The 16,739-nt window shown below is 38.8% G+C and carries 22 protein-coding genes; 15 read left to right on the plus strand and 7 right to left on the minus strand.

Translation table 11 applies throughout. From position 1 onward, the window contains the following. Complete coding sequence (locus tag AC106S_RS00920; RefSeq protein WP_482437254.1) at positions 1-507, plus strand: TlpA family protein disulfide reductase; 507 nt, start codon at positions 1-3, stop codon at positions 505-507. Between the two features lie 80 nt (positions 508-587). Here AC106S_RS00920 and AC106S_RS00925 read toward each other — a convergent pair whose 3' ends face one another. The 3 genes from AC106S_RS00925 to AC106S_RS00935 all read right to left on the minus strand — a co-directional run bounded on the left by AC106S_RS00925 (position 588) and on the right by AC106S_RS00935 (position 3,119). Beyond that, the gene (locus tag AC106S_RS00925) at positions 588-755 is read right to left on the minus strand and encodes a lmo0937 family membrane protein (protein WP_482437255.1); all 168 of its coding nucleotides are present in this window, start codon (positions 753-755) and stop codon (positions 588-590) included. A 130-nt stretch (positions 756-885) separates the two neighbouring features. After that, positions 886-1,494: a DNA-3-methyladenine glycosylase gene (locus tag AC106S_RS00930; protein ID WP_482437256.1), complete on the minus strand. Its 609-nt coding sequence runs from the start codon at positions 1,492-1,494 to the stop codon at positions 886-888. 230 nt (positions 1,495-1,724) lie between these two features. Continuing rightward, entirely contained in the window at positions 1,725-3,119 is a 1,395-nt protein-coding gene (locus tag AC106S_RS00935; protein WP_482437257.1) for an aminopeptidase P family protein, read from the minus strand. 142 nt (positions 3,120-3,261) lie between these two features. On the opposite strand from AC106S_RS00935, the gene AC106S_RS00940 reads away from it, so the two are divergent. The 7 genes from AC106S_RS00940 (at position 3,262) to cysK (ending at position 9,220) form a co-directional block, all read left to right on the plus strand. After that, positions 3,262-3,771, plus strand: coding sequence for a GNAT family N-acetyltransferase (locus AC106S_RS00940; RefSeq protein WP_482437258.1), 510 nt, complete (start codon positions 3,262-3,264; stop codon positions 3,769-3,771). A gap of 118 nt (positions 3,772-3,889) precedes the next feature. Continuing rightward, complete coding sequence (locus tag AC106S_RS00945) at positions 3,890-4,306, plus strand: RrF2 family transcriptional regulator (RefSeq protein ID WP_482437259.1); 417 nt, start codon at positions 3,890-3,892, stop codon at positions 4,304-4,306. Positions 4,307-4,386: 80 nt separating this feature from the next. Further along, positions 4,387-5,100, plus strand: a complete 714-nt coding sequence (locus tag AC106S_RS00950) for a phosphoadenylyl-sulfate reductase (protein ID WP_482437260.1) — start codon at positions 4,387-4,389, stop codon at positions 5,098-5,100. 11 nt (positions 5,101-5,111) lie between these two features. Next, positions 5,112-6,020 (plus strand): sulfate adenylyltransferase subunit CysD, encoded by a 909-nt coding sequence (gene cysD, locus AC106S_RS00955; RefSeq protein WP_482437261.1) that lies wholly within the window; start codon positions 5,112-5,114, stop codon positions 6,018-6,020. Positions 6,021-6,211: 191 nt separating this feature from the next. Continuing rightward, positions 6,212-7,450: a sulfate adenylyltransferase subunit 1 gene (locus tag AC106S_RS00960; RefSeq protein WP_482437262.1), complete on the plus strand. Its 1,239-nt coding sequence runs from the start codon at positions 6,212-6,214 to the stop codon at positions 7,448-7,450. 5 nt (positions 7,451-7,455) lie between these two features. Next, on the plus strand, positions 7,456-8,286 hold the full coding sequence (epsC, locus tag AC106S_RS00965) for a serine O-acetyltransferase EpsC (protein WP_482437263.1): 831 nt from the start codon (positions 7,456-7,458) through the stop codon (positions 8,284-8,286). 22 nt (positions 8,287-8,308) lie between these two features. Beyond that, complete coding sequence (gene cysK / locus AC106S_RS00970; RefSeq protein ID WP_482437264.1) at positions 8,309-9,220, plus strand: cysteine synthase A; 912 nt, start codon at positions 8,309-8,311, stop codon at positions 9,218-9,220. Between the two features lie 218 nt (positions 9,221-9,438). Here the strand turns inward: cysK and AC106S_RS00975 are convergent, their stop codons facing one another. Then, entirely contained in the window at positions 9,439-9,930 is a 492-nt protein-coding gene (locus tag AC106S_RS00975) for a hypothetical protein (protein ID WP_482437265.1), read from the minus strand. A 162-nt stretch (positions 9,931-10,092) separates the two neighbouring features. On the opposite strand from AC106S_RS00975, the gene AC106S_RS00980 reads away from it, so the two are divergent. Continuing rightward, a complete protein-coding gene (locus tag AC106S_RS00980) occupies positions 10,093-10,704 on the plus strand; it encodes a class I SAM-dependent methyltransferase (RefSeq protein WP_482437266.1) in 612 nt (203 codons plus the stop codon). Between the two features lie 11 nt (positions 10,705-10,715). Continuing rightward, on the plus strand, positions 10,716-11,153 hold the full coding sequence (locus AC106S_RS00985; protein WP_482437267.1) for a hypothetical protein: 438 nt from the start codon (positions 10,716-10,718) through the stop codon (positions 11,151-11,153). Between the two features lie 66 nt (positions 11,154-11,219). On the opposite strand, the gene AC106S_RS00990 is transcribed toward AC106S_RS00985, so the two are convergent. Then, on the minus strand, positions 11,220-12,011 hold the full coding sequence (locus AC106S_RS00990; RefSeq protein WP_482437268.1) for an XRE family transcriptional regulator: 792 nt from the start codon (positions 12,009-12,011) through the stop codon (positions 11,220-11,222). 185 nt (positions 12,012-12,196) lie between these two features. Here AC106S_RS00990 and AC106S_RS00995 point away from each other — a divergent pair, with 185 nt between their 5' ends. The 5 genes from AC106S_RS00995 (at position 12,197) to AC106S_RS01015 (ending at position 15,092) form a co-directional block, all read left to right on the plus strand. Then, positions 12,197-12,604, plus strand: coding sequence for a hypothetical protein (locus tag AC106S_RS00995; protein WP_482437269.1), 408 nt, complete (start codon positions 12,197-12,199; stop codon positions 12,602-12,604). Between the two features lie 191 nt (positions 12,605-12,795). Further along, the gene (locus tag AC106S_RS01000) at positions 12,796-13,332 is read left to right on the plus strand and encodes a TlpA family protein disulfide reductase (RefSeq protein WP_482437270.1); all 537 of its coding nucleotides are present in this window, start codon (positions 12,796-12,798) and stop codon (positions 13,330-13,332) included. Positions 13,333-13,340: 8 nt separating this feature from the next. After that, the gene (locus AC106S_RS01005) at positions 13,341-13,934 is read left to right on the plus strand and encodes a TlpA family protein disulfide reductase (RefSeq protein WP_482437271.1); all 594 of its coding nucleotides are present in this window, start codon (positions 13,341-13,343) and stop codon (positions 13,932-13,934) included. 416 nt (positions 13,935-14,350) lie between these two features. Continuing rightward, positions 14,351-14,635, plus strand: coding sequence for a bacteriocin-like protein (locus AC106S_RS01010; protein ID WP_482437272.1), 285 nt, complete (start codon positions 14,351-14,353; stop codon positions 14,633-14,635). A 163-nt stretch (positions 14,636-14,798) separates the two neighbouring features. Beyond that, positions 14,799-15,092 carry a hypothetical protein gene (locus AC106S_RS01015; protein ID WP_482437273.1) on the plus strand — a complete coding sequence of 98 codons (294 nt, stop codon included), beginning with the start codon at positions 14,799-14,801 and terminating at the stop codon, positions 15,090-15,092. Between the two features lie 362 nt (positions 15,093-15,454). On the opposite strand, the gene AC106S_RS01020 is transcribed toward AC106S_RS01015, so the two are convergent. Further along, complete coding sequence (locus AC106S_RS01020; RefSeq protein WP_482437274.1) at positions 15,455-16,042, minus strand: hypothetical protein; 588 nt, start codon at positions 16,040-16,042, stop codon at positions 15,455-15,457. Between the two features lie 30 nt (positions 16,043-16,072). After that, positions 16,073-16,591 (minus strand): hypothetical protein, encoded by a 519-nt coding sequence (locus AC106S_RS01025; RefSeq protein ID WP_482437275.1) that lies wholly within the window; start codon positions 16,589-16,591, stop codon positions 16,073-16,075. Positions 16,592-16,739: the final 148 nt, after the last annotated feature.

The raw sequence follows: 16,739 nt of genomic DNA on the forward strand, positions 1-16,739 counted from the left end.
ATGAAAGTTCTTTTTAGCTTATTATTTTTAAGTGTTTTTACCGGATATATTACTGCACAGAAAAATATTGAAACCGGAAAGAAAGCTCCGGAAATTACACTCGCCAAACCTGACGGGAGTTCTTTTTCACTTTCATCATTGAAAAACAGACTTGTCCTGATTGATTTCTGGGCCACCTGGTGCGCTCCCTGTATGGATGAGCAGCCGGAACTCAAAACCCTGTACGAAACGTTTTCCGAACAGGTGAAAGATAAGAAATTCGAGATTCTGGGTGTTTCTCTGGACCGGAATAAAGAGAGCTGGGAAAAAGCAATTACCCGTTTCAATATCAATTGGGTACAGGTAAGCGATCTTAAATTCTGGAAAAGTCCGGTCGCGAAATCGTATGAGGTTGATGAACTTCCTTTTAATGTTATTATAGACGGACAGGGAACAATTATCGCAAAAAATCTTCACGGAAAAGAACTGGAAGAATTTATCTCCGGGTATTTTAGCAAAAACCAATAAAAAAGAGCAGTGGAGATACTGCTCTTTTTATTTTAATTCTGAAATATTTCTTTCATCATATTTTTACCTGCCCAGCCGGGTCATAAAGGCTTTCTGCCGGAGATAATATTATACAGGATCACAATAATTGCAATAACCAGTAAGACATGTACGAGATAACCCGTACTTATTCCCGGAACAATATTCAGCATTCCCAGAAGCCAAACAACAATACAGATAACAGCTACTAACCATAATAAATTTCTCATGACTGTAAATTTTAAAGTTATTTGTTATGAATAGTACATATTTTATGCCTTTATTGAAAATGATGCTTAAAAAAATTGAAATCAGGGTTTAATCCGACTTTCTTTTTAAGAGAATATTTACAGGTGTTTCCTACTGAATTTTATTCGGTTTACTTACGTATTTGTTGTTTTTCACAAAAAAGCGCCAGGGCAAAAGGGCATCCTCCTGAGCGTAGGCAACACCAATACGGGGTCCGGCTGCAATTTCAACGGGACTATACTGAATTCCGTGGTCTTCAATCCATATTTCGTCTCCCGTGAGGTCTCTTTTATTAAAAGACCGATCAATTCCCAGAGCTTTAGCAGCAGAACCCGGACCTGAGGAAATAGCAGCTCTGGAAGCGGGCATATTTCTTCTGGATTCCATAATCTCTTTACCGGTAAAAGGTTCAACGGCCCTGATCAGAACCGCATGGGGATCGTTTTCTACCGAGGTTACCACATTGAAAAGATGGTGAATTCCGTAGCATAAATAAACATAGGAAATTCCTCCGGGACCGTACAGGGCTTCTGTACGGTGAGTACGCCTGCCACCATAAGCATGGGATGCCTTATCCTTTACTCCGGCATAGGCTTCCGTTTCTACGATAATTCCGGCCGTTATTTCGCCGTTGACCGCTGTATAAAGAACTTTTCCCAAAAGATCCCGGGCCAGGAAAAGAACATCTTCACTGGAATAGTAGGAGAGTGATAGTTTCAAAATTAATGATTTTAGTAGTTTTTGCTTCAATGGTGCAATCCTGTGAAAAGCTGAAAAACGGGAATAAGGAAAAAGATACCACAAAAATTCACTTTTCATTAAACAGTGACTAATTTGGCATACCCATTGTTATTTTTATTTCAACATCATTTCACACCACTATAAAAATATAGGTTTTGACATTTTTATTCCCGGAGCGATCCGGGGATTTTTTTTATCTTTTTACCGAATCAATCCTGATGTTCAGCCCTGTAATTTTCAATTTCTTCAGCTGTTTTAATCAATCCGTTCCCTAAAAGCCTGTATCCGTCCTCAGTGATCAGAAAATCATCTTCAATACGGATCCCTCCGAAATTCCTGTATTCATTCACTTTGTCGTATCTTATAAAGTCTGCATTTTTGTTTTCAGACTGCCATATATCAATCAGTTCCGGGATCATATAAATGCCGGGTTCTACCGTCAATACAAATCCTGATTCTAAAGCCTTTCCCAGACGTAAAGATTTTAGCCCGAATGTTTTGGTATCCTTTGGCTCTTCGTCAGTATAGCCGATATACTGTTCCCCGAGATCTTCCATATCATGCACGTCAAGTCCCATCATATGTCCCAATCCGCATTGGAAAAACAGGGTATGTGCGTGGTTTTTCACGGCTTCTTCCGGACTGCCTTTCATCAGCCCGAGATCAATAAGTCCTTCTACCAGGTATTGGGAAGCTTTCAGGTGTATATCTTTGAATCTGATTCCCGGTTTCAGCATGCTTTGGGCATTATTGAATGCATTCAGAACCACTTCGTACATTTCCTTTTGTTTCGTCGAAAATGTCTTACTGACAGGGAATGTTCTGGTAAGATCTCCCGCATATCCCATTGCTGTTTCCGCTCCGGAATCATTAAGGAAAAGATCTCCTTCTTTCAGCGTATTGAGACGGTAATGATTGTGAAGTATCCCTCCGTTTATAGTGACAATGGGAGGATAGGACATCTGGCATTCCTTATTCGCCGCCAGATACTGAATAGCATTGGCAATTTCATATTCTTTAACGCCTGGTTTTGCCATACGCATCGCCAACAGGTGCATTTCATTGGAGACATTCACAGCCTGTTCTATCTGTACTATTTCCTGAGGTTCTTTGATGGAGCGCTGTTTGACAATCGCTCTGATCATCTCTTCCGAAGGCTGTAATTCTGCTATTTTAGTCCCGAGAAGATCAGCCAGCAAAATCTTGTTGGAAGGCTGGTAAGGAGGAAGATAATGTACTTTTCTGCCGGAAGCCTGTGCTTTCAGAAGATACTGAGAAAGTTCTGCGTAAGGTAATGTATCCTGTACACCGGATTTCAGACTTTTCTCTTCCAGGGTTTCCTGTCTTCCCATCCATACAATATCATCAATACTTAATTCATCTCCGAAAACGATTGTCTTATTTTCATCAATATCAATTATGGCTGCAATTTTAGGTTCCCGGATCCCGAAATAATATAAGAAAGTACTGTCCTGACGGAAATAATAGGGATTATGTTCAAAATTCACAGGGTTTTCTATATTGCCCGGAAATAATAAAACTCCGCCGGATATATTATTCTGTAATACTGTTCTTCTGTTCTGATAAGTCTGTGCTGAAAACATAGAGGTTGGATACTTTTTATTTTAGACGTTTAAAGTTACGGTTTTGTGGGATTGAAAACTCTTTTATAGGATAAAATAAAATCCAGTATAAAGTTTATTAGTTCTCGATTTATTGATGTACCTTTATATGTTCAACCATTATATGCCCAAAATTCTTATGCATTATAAAAATGAAACCCTCATCATCCGTGAATTTGATCCTGGGGAATTTGCTTTGTTCAGCGCACTTTTTGAAAATGAAAATGTGACCCGTTATCTTCCCTACAAAACCTCAGAAGAGTATAAAGAGATGTTTGATAAAGCATTATCAGATTACCGGGAGAGCCCTTTCAGCAGATGGGGTATATTTCATGCACAAAGCAGTGATTTTATCGGAATGTGCCTGGCCAGAACTTTTTTCCATAATCCGGATCAGATAGAAATAGGGTATACCCTGGGAGAAAATTTTTGGGGAAAAGGTATCGGAACCGAAGTCTGTAAAGCTCTTGTCAGCTACTGTCATACTTTGAACAAAGAAAAAGAGATTGTTGCAGTCACGGATCTGGAAAATACCGGATCACAGAAAGTACTTCTTAAATGCGGATTCAGAAGAATAGAAAACCTGATCCGTGAAGATGAAGAACTGGCTTATTTTCTGTTGCGGAATAATTAAATCTTACAGATTCAGAATAGATGAGAAGTGCTGCGCCATACTTTCCTTTATCTGAATAATCACCAATTCAGATCCTGTATTTCATTTATCAGATAATTTGTTATAACTTGCAGCAATTATGATGTCCAAAAGGTGCAAATACGCGTTAAAAGCAATGGTCAGACTGGCAAGAAATTACAGTCAGGGCTTTCTGCCCACCTCAGTTATTGCGCAGGATGAGAACATCCCGAAAAAGTTTTTAGAACAGATCCTTCTGGAACTTAAAAGAGCCAAACTGGTCAACAGCAAGCAGGGCAAGGTAGGAGGGTATTATTTACTGAAATCCCCCGATGAAGTTTCATTAGCCGACATTTACCGCATTTTTGACGGTCCAATTGCTCTTACACCCTGCGTTTCTTTAAATTTCTATGAAGCATGTGATGATTGTACAGATGAAGCGGTCTGCTACCTCAGAAAAGAACTGATGATCGTTCGTGAGAAAACAAGAAAAAGCATGATGGAGGCCACTCTGACCAAGTTCATCAGTAAGGATTAATTTTTTTTATTTAAATTCTACTATTTTGATAGGATTTATAGTATTTTATATATCTTTGCAAGACTTAATTTCAAAGGAATATGGAAAACAATCTGAAACATGAATTTGAAAAGCTTGTGGCAGAGGCTTCTGAAAGTACTTTTCAGGATAATGGATTACAGATACTGGTCAACAGATTTCCGGGGCGGGTTATCTTTTCCACCAGTTTCAGCTATGAAGACCAGGTGATCACTCATCTGATCAAAGATCTGGATATCGATATTTTCACCTTAGACACAGGGCGTCTTTTCGAGGAAACCTATGAGACGTGGACCAATACCAAAGCTTTTTTTAAAAAGAATATTAAAGCCTATTATCCTGATACCGGAGAATTAAAAAAATTTGTAACAGAAAACGGACCGGATTCATTCTATCAGTCCGTAGAGCAAAGGAAAGCATGCTGTACCATCCGTAAGGTACACCCTTTGAAAAAAGCACTGGAAGGATACCGGGTATGGATCACAGGACTGAGAGCCGAACATTCGGCGAACCGGCAAAATATGCCCGAACTGGAGTGGGATCCTGATAACAGGATCATTAAGTTTCACCCTATTCTTCACTGGACTTCAGAACAGGTGGCAGATTACGTACAGGACCATCACTTACCTTACAACCGGCTTCATAAAAAAGGCTTTGTCAGCATAGGATGTGCCCCCTGTACCAGAGCGGTTAAAGAAGGGGAAGACTTCAGAGCAGGACGCTGGTGGTGGGAAGATGCCGGTAAAAAAGAATGCGGTCTGCATATTCATCAATAAAAAAGAGAAAAATGTCAATACACCAATTAAATTATTTAGATCAGCTGGAGGCCGAATCTATTTACATATTAAGAGAAGTTGCGGCACAGTTTGAACGACCGGCTTTATTATTCAGCGGCGGAAAAGACAGTATTGTTCTGGCTCACCTGGCAAGAAAAGCATTCTTCCACGGAAAGATCCCCTTTAAATTTGTTCATGTAGATACCGGGCACAACTTTCCGGAGGTACTGGAATTCCGGGACCAGCTGGTAAATCAGCTGAATGTGGAGCTGGTTGCAAGAAATGTGGAAGATACCATCAAAAGCAGAAAGCTTACTGAAGCCAGAGGAAAATTCCCAAGCAGGAACTGGCTGCAGACCTATACTTTACTGGATACCATTGAAGAGTTTGAATTTGATGCCTGTATCGGAGGAGCAAGAAGAGATGAAGAAAAAGCGCGTGCCAAAGAAAGGATATTCTCTGTCCGCGACGAATTCGGACAGTGGGACCCTAAACTTCAACGTCCCGAACTGTGGAATATTTTCAACGGAAAAATCCACAAAGGAGAAAATGTACGGGTATTCCCGATCAGCAACTGGACAGAACTTGATATCTGGAACTATATCCGGAGAGAAAAGATAGCGCTGCCATCCATTTATTTTTCGCATGAAAGAGAAGTGGTAGACTTTAACGGGCAATGGCTTGCGAATTCCGAACATGTATTTTTAGAACCTGACGATATTGTCACAACCAGGAAGATACGGTACAGAACCGTAGGCGACATGACCTGTACTGCCGCAGTAGAATCCCGGGCCGAAACCATTGATGCCGTCATCGAAGAAATCGTGGCCACCAGAATTTCAGAACGTGGAGAAACCCGTATTGACGACAGGGTAACGGAAGCTGCGATGGAAGACAGAAAAAAAGGAGGTTATTTTTAGATAAACGATCAGCAATGGATAATAAGTAATAAACGGACAGTTTACTTATTCTTACGGAGAGCCTGTGAAAATTATTATATCCTTACTTTTTTTACAGAAAGCTTTCATTTTTAAGGGTAAGGATACTGGAATACAATTTAAAATTACCCATTACCCATTACTCATTACCCATTACTTATAAACAAAACCCGATGGATATATTAAGATTTATAACAGCAGGAAGCGTAGATGACGGTAAAAGTACCCTTATCGGAAGACTGCTTTACGATAGCAAAAGCATTTTACAGGATCAGCTGGAAGTGCTTGAAAAACATTCTAAAAACAAAAATGAAGATGGTGTAGACCTGGCTCTTTTAACCGACGGGCTGAGGGCAGAAAGAGAACAGGGGATCACTATTGATGTAGCCTACCGTTATTTTTCAACACCCAAAAGGAAATTTATTATTGCCGATGCTCCGGGCCATGTACAGTATACCCGGAATATGATCACCGGGGCATCCAATTCCGATCTGATGGTTATTCTGATTGATGCCAGAAAAGGAGTGATAGAGCAGACCAGAAGGCATTCCATCATTGCCTCACTTTTACAGTTAAAGAAAGTAGCGGTCACCATCAATAAAATGGATATGGTGGATTATTCTGAAGATGTTTTTGAATCCATTAAATCAGACTATTCCAAAATTGCAGAAAACCTGGGACTGAATGACGTTACTTATTTTCCGATCTCTGCACTGAAAGGAGATAATATTGTCACCACTTCATCCAGGACAGACTGGTACAAAGGAACTTCCCTTCTGGAATATCTGGAACAGGTAACGCTGAATGAAGAAAAAAATAAAGGAAACCGTTTTCAGGTTCAGTATGTGATCCGTCCTCAGACCGAGGAACTTCATGATTACAGGGGCTATGCAGGACAAATACTGAGCGGACAGTTCAAAAAAGGAGACCGGATTCATATTCTTCCGGCAGGTTTAACGAGCCTGATCTCTAAAATTGAGGTTAATGGAGCAGAAAAAGAAGAAGTCTTTGAAGGCCAGCCGGCAGTGATCCATATTGCGCATGATCTGGATATCAGCAGAGGAGACGTTTTTACCGCTGAAGAAGAGCTTCCTTACGTAGAAAAAGATCTGAAAGTTCTGTTATGCTGGCTCGATCAGAAACCTCTGCAGCCCGGTAATAAATATATCCTTCAGCAAAACAGCAGACAGGTTAAAACCATTGTTAAAGATATTGAATATAAGATCAATGTGAATACGCTGAACCGGGAACAGATTGAGAACGAAATAAAACTCAATGAAATTGTAAAAGTTACACTCCGTACGGCACAGCCTTTGGTTTATGATAGCTTTAGCAATAATAAAACCACAGGAGCAGCCATTCTGGTGGATGAAACTTCCAACTCAACGGTTGCCGCCTGTATAATTCAGTAGAAAAAATGGCCATTTCCAATCATTTAATTGAAAGAATTCATCAGACCAAACAGAATAATCCCAATGGATTCTTTGATAAAATAAAAACTAAAAAATGGGTTAAGGATTTGTATGAAACCCTTTTCCTTCCGCAGAATGACAATACGGAAGATCTGTTGAGAAAAAACTTTGATGCCCTGCATAAAACACTTTTTGACCTGATCAGTACGGTAACGGAAAATAAAGGAAAAGCAGAAGATCATGCCGACCGGTTCTTTGGAGCTTTACCCGAACTGTATGAGCAGCTGGTTCTGGATGCAGAATCTATTTTAGAGTTTGACCCTGCTGCGGATTCTCTGGAGGAAGTTTATCTGGCATATCCCGGATTTTTCGCCACCTATGTATACCGCATTTCGCACCAGCTTTGGATACAGGAAGTCAAGATATTACCCCGTGTCATTTCAGAATATGCACACAGTAAAACGGGAATTGACATCCATCCGGGTGCAGTAATAGGAAAATCTTTCTTTATAGATCACGGAACCGGAATTGTTATCGGTGAAACAACCGTGATAGGAAACCATGTCAAAATGTATCAGGGCGTAACTCTCGGAGCTTTGAATGTTTCCAAAGAAAAAGCCAACCAGAAAAGACATCCCAATATTGAAGATGATGTCATTATTTATTCCGGAGCCACTATTCTGGGCGGAAATACAACCATAGGAAGAGAAAGCATCATTGGAGGAAACGTCTGGGTTACCCAGGATGTCCCTGCCCATTCTCTGGTTTACCATAAAAGTGAAATCAAAATAAAGGACAACAGTTCATTACCTGAATCGTTAACCTTTGTGATATAAAAAACAAAAAAATTACATTGATATGAAATTTCAGAACGTACTAGAAACGATCGGAAATACCCCCGTCGTAAAGATCAACCACCTTTTCAATACAGATTATGAAATATGGATCAAGCTGGAAAAAAGCAACCCCGGCGGAAGCATTAAAGACAGAATTGCCCTGGCCATGATTGAAGATGCTGAAGCCAAAGGTTTATTACATAAGGACAGCACCATTATAGAACCTACAAGCGGAAATACAGGAATCGGACTGGCTCTGGCAGCTGCTGTGAAAGGCTATAAACTTATACTTGTAATGCCTGAAAGCATGAGTATTGAACGCCGTAAGATCATGGAAGCCTATGGAGCTGAATTTGTGCTGACCCCCAGGGAGAAAGGAATGAAAGGAGCCATTGAAAAAGCCAATGAACTGGCAGAAGAAACTCCAAACTCATGGATTCCGAGACAGTTTGACAATCCGGCCAACGTAAAAATCCATACCGAAACCACTGCTCAGGAAATTTTAAAAGATTTCCCGGACGGACTGGATTACATCATTACCGGAGTAGGAACAGGAGGACATATTACCGGGATTGCCAAAACCGTAAAAGAAAAATATCCCAACGTTAAAGTCATTGCCGTGGAACCGGAATTATCCCCGGTATTAAGCGGAGGAAGCCCTGCACCCCATCCATTACAGGGGCTGGGAGCCGGATTTGTACCTTCCATTCTTGATATTAGTCTTCTGGATGGTGTTATCACGGTAGGGAAAGACGAAGCTTATGAATATACAATCAATGCAGCGAAAAAAGAAGGGCTTTTTGTTGGCGTTTCAACAGGAGCCGCTCTTGCAGCCATTGCAAAACATCTTCCGGAAATACAAACTAACGCAAAAATCCTTACCATCAACTATGATACCGGAGAAAGGTATCTGTCAGTAGAAGGTCTCTTCTAAATCCTTAACGAAGACTCCAACTACCGAAACCTAAAAAAATTAACCGGAAAAAGGCTGAACACATTACCGTGCAGATGAGCGGATTTGACCTGTATCAACAGGGATTGTTTTTCCGGATATTTCCTGGCATAAAGCGGGCATGTGTCAGCTAAACGATGCATAAAAAACCTTTATCGTAACAGATAGAGGTTTTTGTACTATATAAACCGGAACATGAGTTATTTTTTTATCCCGATCAATTTTAAAGCGCTGCCGGTAAGGTAAATATCATCAAAAACAGTCAGTGATTCAACATCATTGAATCCTGAAGGGAGCAGATCGGTTTTATTAAAGGATAATTCTATGGAAGGGTCGTATACGGCAATAATTCTGACCTTTGAATACCCATTATAATCCACTTTAAACCCTTCAAACAGGCATTTTTCTTCTGCTGCCTGGTATTCTGCCTGCTCTTCAAATCCTCCCGTGTCACTTCTTTTCCCGTCATTATGCTCAAGAGATTTCCAGTCAGCATAATTTTTAGGTTCTTTCAGTACATTTCCCTGAGTATCTACGGGTACAAACATCCCAAGAGAGAGACGCTGGCGCAAAAAACCGGCATAGTTTTTCATCATTTTCAATGTCTGAAGATCGGCATATCCTTCATTTGAGTAGTACTCAATGACAAAATCGGTCATCGGAATCAGCTTGTGGGAAGCGTCATTCAGCATAATTGGTCTTTTCTTGTGTCAAAAATAATATTTTTATTACTTGTATTCCAAATGATCGTGCAATGTTTCACAAATAAGCTTCATATTCCAACAGAAAAACGTTGTATCCGGCCTTTTTTAAGCTTAATATTGCACAGTTATTTACCAACAAATTCCTTAGAAATGAAAAATAAAGAGCACTGGGAAAAGGTATTCTCCGAAAAATCACCTCAGGAAGTAAGCTGGACGCAGGAATATCCTGAAACCGTCATGAAGTATTTAGAAGAAATTCAGTTGCCCAAAACAGCTTATATCATTGATGTTGGCGGTGGTGAAAGTAATTTTGCAGACGCATTGCTTGAAAAAGGGTATGAAAACATCTGGGTGCTTGATATTTCCGCAAACGCTCTGGAAAAAGCAAAAAAGCGGTTAGGAAAAAAAGCGGAGAGAATACACTGGGTAGTCTCGGATATTACGGAATTCAGGAATGATATTTCTTTTGATTTCTGGTATGACAGGGCTGTTTTCCATTTTCTTACCAACGAAGATGATATTGAAAGATACAAGGTTCTTTTAAGCCGTTCCATTGCGGAAAACGGACATTTTTTATTAGGAACATTTTCGGAAAACGGGCCTCAGAAGTGCAGCGGACTGGAAATCAGGCAATATTCCGAAGCAGCCATGAAAGAAAAGTTCAACCGTGATTTTGAAGCTGTAAAATGTTTCACAGAAGATCATATTACTCCTTTCAATACTGTACAGAATTTCCAGTTTTGCGGATTTAAGAAATTATAAATCTTCTCCTCATGCCGTTTGATCCTGCTGTGATGTCTGAAAGACTTCAGAACCGTGATTATGATTTTTTTATCCCTAAAAAGGATATTACTGAGGTTATTTTTAACCGGGATGAAATTATTTTCAATGTGATCCGGGCACTGAAAAAAGATATTCCGGACCTGGTTTCCTTCCTTATTTCAGCAATGGGAAGATCCGGTCTGGACGAATATGATATGAGTAAAATGCATTTGGTTCCTACAAATAAGAAAGCCATGCTGGAAACAATCTCTGATTTTCAGTACCTGTGGAAATTAGATTTGGAAATTGAAAAATATATTAAAGAAGAAATAAGGCATATTTATCAGGTTACCGATACCATTAGGACCGATTACGACTCTGAGATCTGCTTTATGCTTGAAACTGAAGGCGGTTATATTTATTTTTTCACTCATCATTTTTATTACTGATGAGATTAAAATTAAAACCGGCTCTCCAAAATCAATTGTTTTTTGAAGAGCCGGTTTTGTACATTATTATGATGAAGTCTTCCGGCCGCGCACAGAAACCTTACGGTCCAGTTCTCTGATGTCCTGTCTCAGCTCCCGGAACATTTCTTTAAAATTATAGCTTTCATAATCCCCGGGCTCAAAATCTTCCGGAAAAATTCCTGAAGCATACTGCCATATTTCTACCACTTCCTCAAAAGGAATATCATAAGGTTCATAAAACGAGTTGTCGGCGCTTACACAGATAGAATTTTCTTTCTTTTCTTTAAAGCGCTTATAAGTGATTCCATCATTTAATGTTACAAAGACATAAGTTTTCCCCGGTTTCAGTTCATTGATTCCTTCTACATATTTTCCTACAATATAAGAACCGTTTCTGAAGGGTGGCATGGAGTCTCCATCTGCCGGAAAAGCCCTGTATTTTCCGTTGGTGAGAAAGGGGAGTGCGATACGCTGGAGACTTTCAATATATTCTACATCGCTGTAACCCTCCAGATATCCCATAGATGCTTTTTGAGGAATAATTTCGATGGTGTCGTTTCCATGAGTATCTACTGCCACAGGAAGAACAATCCTGTTATCCGGGAGTTTCAGCATTTCATCCATTGGATATTTCCCGATATCTACCGACAGCAGCAGGTCTATGCTTACATGAAAGTATTTGGATATTTTTATCAGCAACCCGATAGGTGGTTCAGATATTCCGTTTTCATATTTGGAGTACCGGACTCTGGAAATTGTTAATTCATCGGCTACATTCTGCTGGGAGAGCTTTCTTTTAGCTCTTAAAAAGCGTATATTATTTGAAAAAACTGACATTGGTATAAGTATGTCGGCAAAAATACAAAATTTGCTTCCGTTTATCAATGATTAAGGCAGGTTTTACCAAAGGATATAAAGAAATTTTATCTGAAAATAAATGAACCGAAGCGCGTCATATAAAAACCTGTGATAAAATTTGTTAATATTTTGGCTATTGCAGCAAATAATACAATATTTGCCTGATGATTTCCGTGAGACAGCATACACCTCAAAAGTTCAGAACCATTTTAGCAATGGTCTTTACTTTCTGTGTCCTTATTTCTTCGTGTGCTGTAAAAAACAGTATCAGGCAATGGCTGAATTCCGGATGTACTTCTGTTTCCCAATCTTCAGCTTCCAAAGAAAAAAGCTTTCGTGCTTCAGGACCTTCTGTATGCAAGATCTGTAAAGAAAAAGAGGTTCTCGTTGTTAAAGAACAAAGTTATAAAGATTTCAGTTTCTCCGATATTCCGGAGTTAGCCGTTTTCAGTTTCATCGTTTTCTCCGGAGCTTTTCTATGGTCTAAACTTTTAAAACATCCTTTTTACAGTACTGTAAAAACAGGGAACCGGCTTCCTATTTTTCTGCAGTACCGTAAGCTTATCATTTGATTTCTTTATTTACTGATCTGTTTGAAATAGCCGGTCAGTTTACATTCAGCTTTGCTGACTCCGATTATTTTACCTGAGAACAGGTCCGTAAGCGGACAGATTCTCCGGAATCCTTTTTATTTCCAGACCTGCTTACTGAGCAGTGGTCCGGTACATAATTCATTAATCAAAAGAAATCAAACCATTAAAAAATGAAAAATATTCATATTATAAAAGCAGTTACTGTAACTGTTGCTTTTTTTGCTTCATCCTATTTTGTTTCAGGAAAAAGTAAGACAGTTCCTGAAAATCTCTTACCTGAGGAAACATCTGTATATTCGGAAGATGATCTTATTTTTATACAGGAAGACGGAAAGAAAATATCTTTAAGTGATTTAAAAGGTAAAGTAGTATTTATTAATTTCTGGGCAACCTGGTGCAGACCGTGTATTGAAGAGATGCCGTCTATACAGCAGCTCAAAAATAAATTCAGCAATGATGAGATTGTTTTTATCATGCTGAACATCGAAGCCAATCTTACTAAAGCAAAAAAGTTTATGAAACAGCGTAATCTCAATCTTCCTGTCCACATAGCGGGAAGCCGTGTTTCATCATCACTGTTCAAAAATGTGGTGCCAACCACCCTGATATATGATAAACAGGGCAAACTGGCGGCTAACATCCAGGGAATGAGAGATTTTGGAGATGATGAGATTTATCGTGCATTAAAAGAATTGTCTGATCAATAAAATACAGTATGAAAGATATACAGTTATGGATCAGGAAAAACTGGTCTACTCTTATTTTAGCAGCTTTACTTATTGTTCTTCTGGTAAGTCCGGATGCCAAAGCCTGGCTGATGCGGCAAATGATAGCCACGGGAATTTTCAATTCCAGCATTGAAGCTCCTGCGGGAGCCGGTGAAAAGACCTCTGATGCCATGCCCTTTGAAATAATGGATGAGAACGGAACAATAATAAATACCGCCCAGCTGAAAGGTAAGGTTGTTTTTATTAATTTCTGGGCTTCCTGGTGTCCGCCGTGCCGTGCCGAGTTTCCTTCCATTCAAAAATTATACGATAAATACAGAACTCATCCGGATCTGATATTTCTGACAGTAAATCTGGATGATAATCCTGAACTTGGAAAAGTATATTTGTCTGATAATCATTTTACTATTCCATTTCTTACCGCTGTGCAAACTATTCCAAAAGAATATTACAGCGGATCACTTCCTACTACTGTTGTTTTGGACAGGCAGGGTAGAATAAGGCTGCATCATACGGGGATGGCGGATTACAGCAGGAATTCATTTTATAATCAGATAGATCTGCTTTTAAAAGAAAAATAAATACTTTAAGCCCATATTCATTTAACCCTTTCCTTATCCGGAGAGGGTTTCTTCATATGGTTCTAAAAAACATTTTTTTCAATAAAATTTAAGAATTCTGACACCGGCATTCAATTCTGGTGATAAAATGAGGGCTAAAAAAAGTCATATCAGGGTGAAATGATACCTTAAAAGTACAAAATTTAAATCCCTGTTACAAAGCCCTTAATATTAATTCAACATTTCAATAAGCACAAGTTGGCATTTAACATAAATAAAATCAAACAGATAAATCATAAAATGAATAATTCAATAAATATGAGTTATATTAATGGAATATTAAATAATAAAAAAATATAATTATTTTATTGAAAATTATTTTAGCGTATTATTATTTTTCATATTTTAGTGATGTATTAATCATATAAAATTATATCATGAAAAATCTAAAAAAACTAGACAGAAACGAATTAAAGGCTATTTCAGGAAACGGACTTCTTGATCCAATCGGAGGACTACTTGGCGGATTAGGCGGAGTAGTAGGTGGAGTAGTTGGCGGTGTGGGTAACATCGTAGGCGGAGTAGTAGGCGGAGTAGGCTCTACCGTTGGTGGAGTTGTTGGCGGTGTAGGAACCGTTGTAGGAAATGCTCTGTGCCAGACTCAGTGTGTAATCAATGGTGTGGTTCACATCAAATTACTTGAGTGCGGATCTACCTGCTAAGAAGCAAAAAGCACTGACATTAAAAATTATACCGCTCTTTTCAGGGCGGTTTTTTTACGGGTTCCCGTTAGCAGCAGTGTTTTTATATTCCTATTTTTGAAATAATAATCACCGTGCTTACATGAGGTCCATATTTTTAATTTTTATAACACTGATTCTCAATTTGCAACCGGCATACGGACGCGGAAGATGTACCGGCAGTGCATCCTGCAGAGTCTGTGAAACCTGCAATTACTGTAAGCATTGTGCTAAAAACGGAGGAAGCTGTGGAATTTGTGGCGGTGGCGACCGGGAAGACCGTCATTCACCAATGAACCTATCTGAAAAGAAAAGTTTCTACCAGGATGCTCCGGATTCTGAGATCAGCAAATCCTGGGAAAATTATCTGGCGATATTCCTGTTAATTGTTATAGGATTACTGCTTTTGAAGATTATTTTACAAAGTTCCCGAAAATAGCAGCCTGAACAGATGAAACCAGGCCTTGAAATTAATTTAAACAATAAGCTTAATTGAATAATAAAATCAGGTGTTTTTTCAACAACAGCCAGATACATTAAAATAAAACTCAGTTTTAATTTTAGAATCCATAAAATTCTAATTGCCGAGAATCGGATAAAATTTCCCAAGCCTTATCCGAGGTAATATAATCAATTCTGAACGGGCCTTATTTCAGAAGTTTGACAAGGATTTGCAGGTTAGCTGCACAACTGGAAGATCATTTGTTCAGTTAATGTTGCAATAATACAATTTAACATAATATAAATTATAGGAATTTTATAATTCCTGATGAAGAGAAGAAGGTTGGCCCATTTTATTCATTATTTTCTATTTTCCAAATATTCTTTCACAACTTCAACAAATTCGTCTTTCGTCATAAATCTGTCCAGAAAATCTTCCAGACTGCCTTCACATTCAATTTCACTGAAATAAACTTCATGATCCGTACTGTAAACTTTCGGGTTGGACTGATCAGGATCTGTTGTGCAGACAAAAAAATGATCAGGATATCCATAAAAATAAAACAGACAGATAAATTCCATTTCCGATCCTTCTACAAAAGCTTTTACTTCTTCTTCGTCTACAAGCCCGTCAAGTTCTCCTTCATCCTCTGAGCCTGCTTTAAACGGCGTAAACTTCCAGTTCCTGAAAAAATATTGCCCGTATGGCAGTTCATGATCAGAAAAATAATGCTCCCGCAGCTCATCGTAAAACTGATCCCTGTCATGGATATAAAGATCTTTATGCTGTTCATAAAACTGATCAATCCCGTACACATCCCAATCCCTGTCATAAAGATGATGGCTAAACTGTACAGTCTGCCAGTTTTCGGCAAAACTTTTATCAGCACTTATGGTCTCTACATTTCCTCCCAGAATGCGAAGTTTCTTTACAATCTGTTCATTCATTTACTTCTTTTTTTTACATCTGTTAGTGAATTATTTTCTGTTCCACAGTTGATCTGTGATTTCTTCCTGGCTGTATTCAAAGTAATTTCCGGATTTGTCCTTATGTCTTTGAAATAATCTGATATCGTATGGGATACCGTTTATTTTCAGTAATTCCGGATAAAAATCATGACCAAAAGACAGATAAGTATAAAATTGTGCTTTAAAGGTATTGTCTTCCGGATCAGGAAGTTCAAAGGTTTTCATTCGTCTTACAATTTCATCCAGTTCATCTTTAGTCATATGGTCAACCCGTTGAGGAACCGGTAAACTTATACTGAATGCCAGATTTTCAGCCCCATCACTTTCCCACCATTCCCAGAGATCAAACTGTGACATCTCTTTGCCTGTCATCTGATGAAGTGTGTTTTCCAGCTTTTTATATTCCTGCAGGTCTTCATCGCCGTTTTCATCACAATAGGCTGTATATTCCAGGATAAGTCTCAGAATCTCCGGATAAAGCTTTTCTGCCGTTTCAAAATCAGGTTCTATCTCCTTTCTTAGCTGCATTATTTTCTTTTTTGATTCTATATTATGTTAAATTCAAATGGTGTTTCCCTGTGTTTAACCGCCGGATAAAAATACAAAATCTTGCCACATGGCAAGCTTTCTCATAACAAAACGTTTTACCTTTATTCTAATCAATAAAATAAAATAA

This window comes from Chryseobacterium sp. FR054 (genome assembly GCF_056844565.1).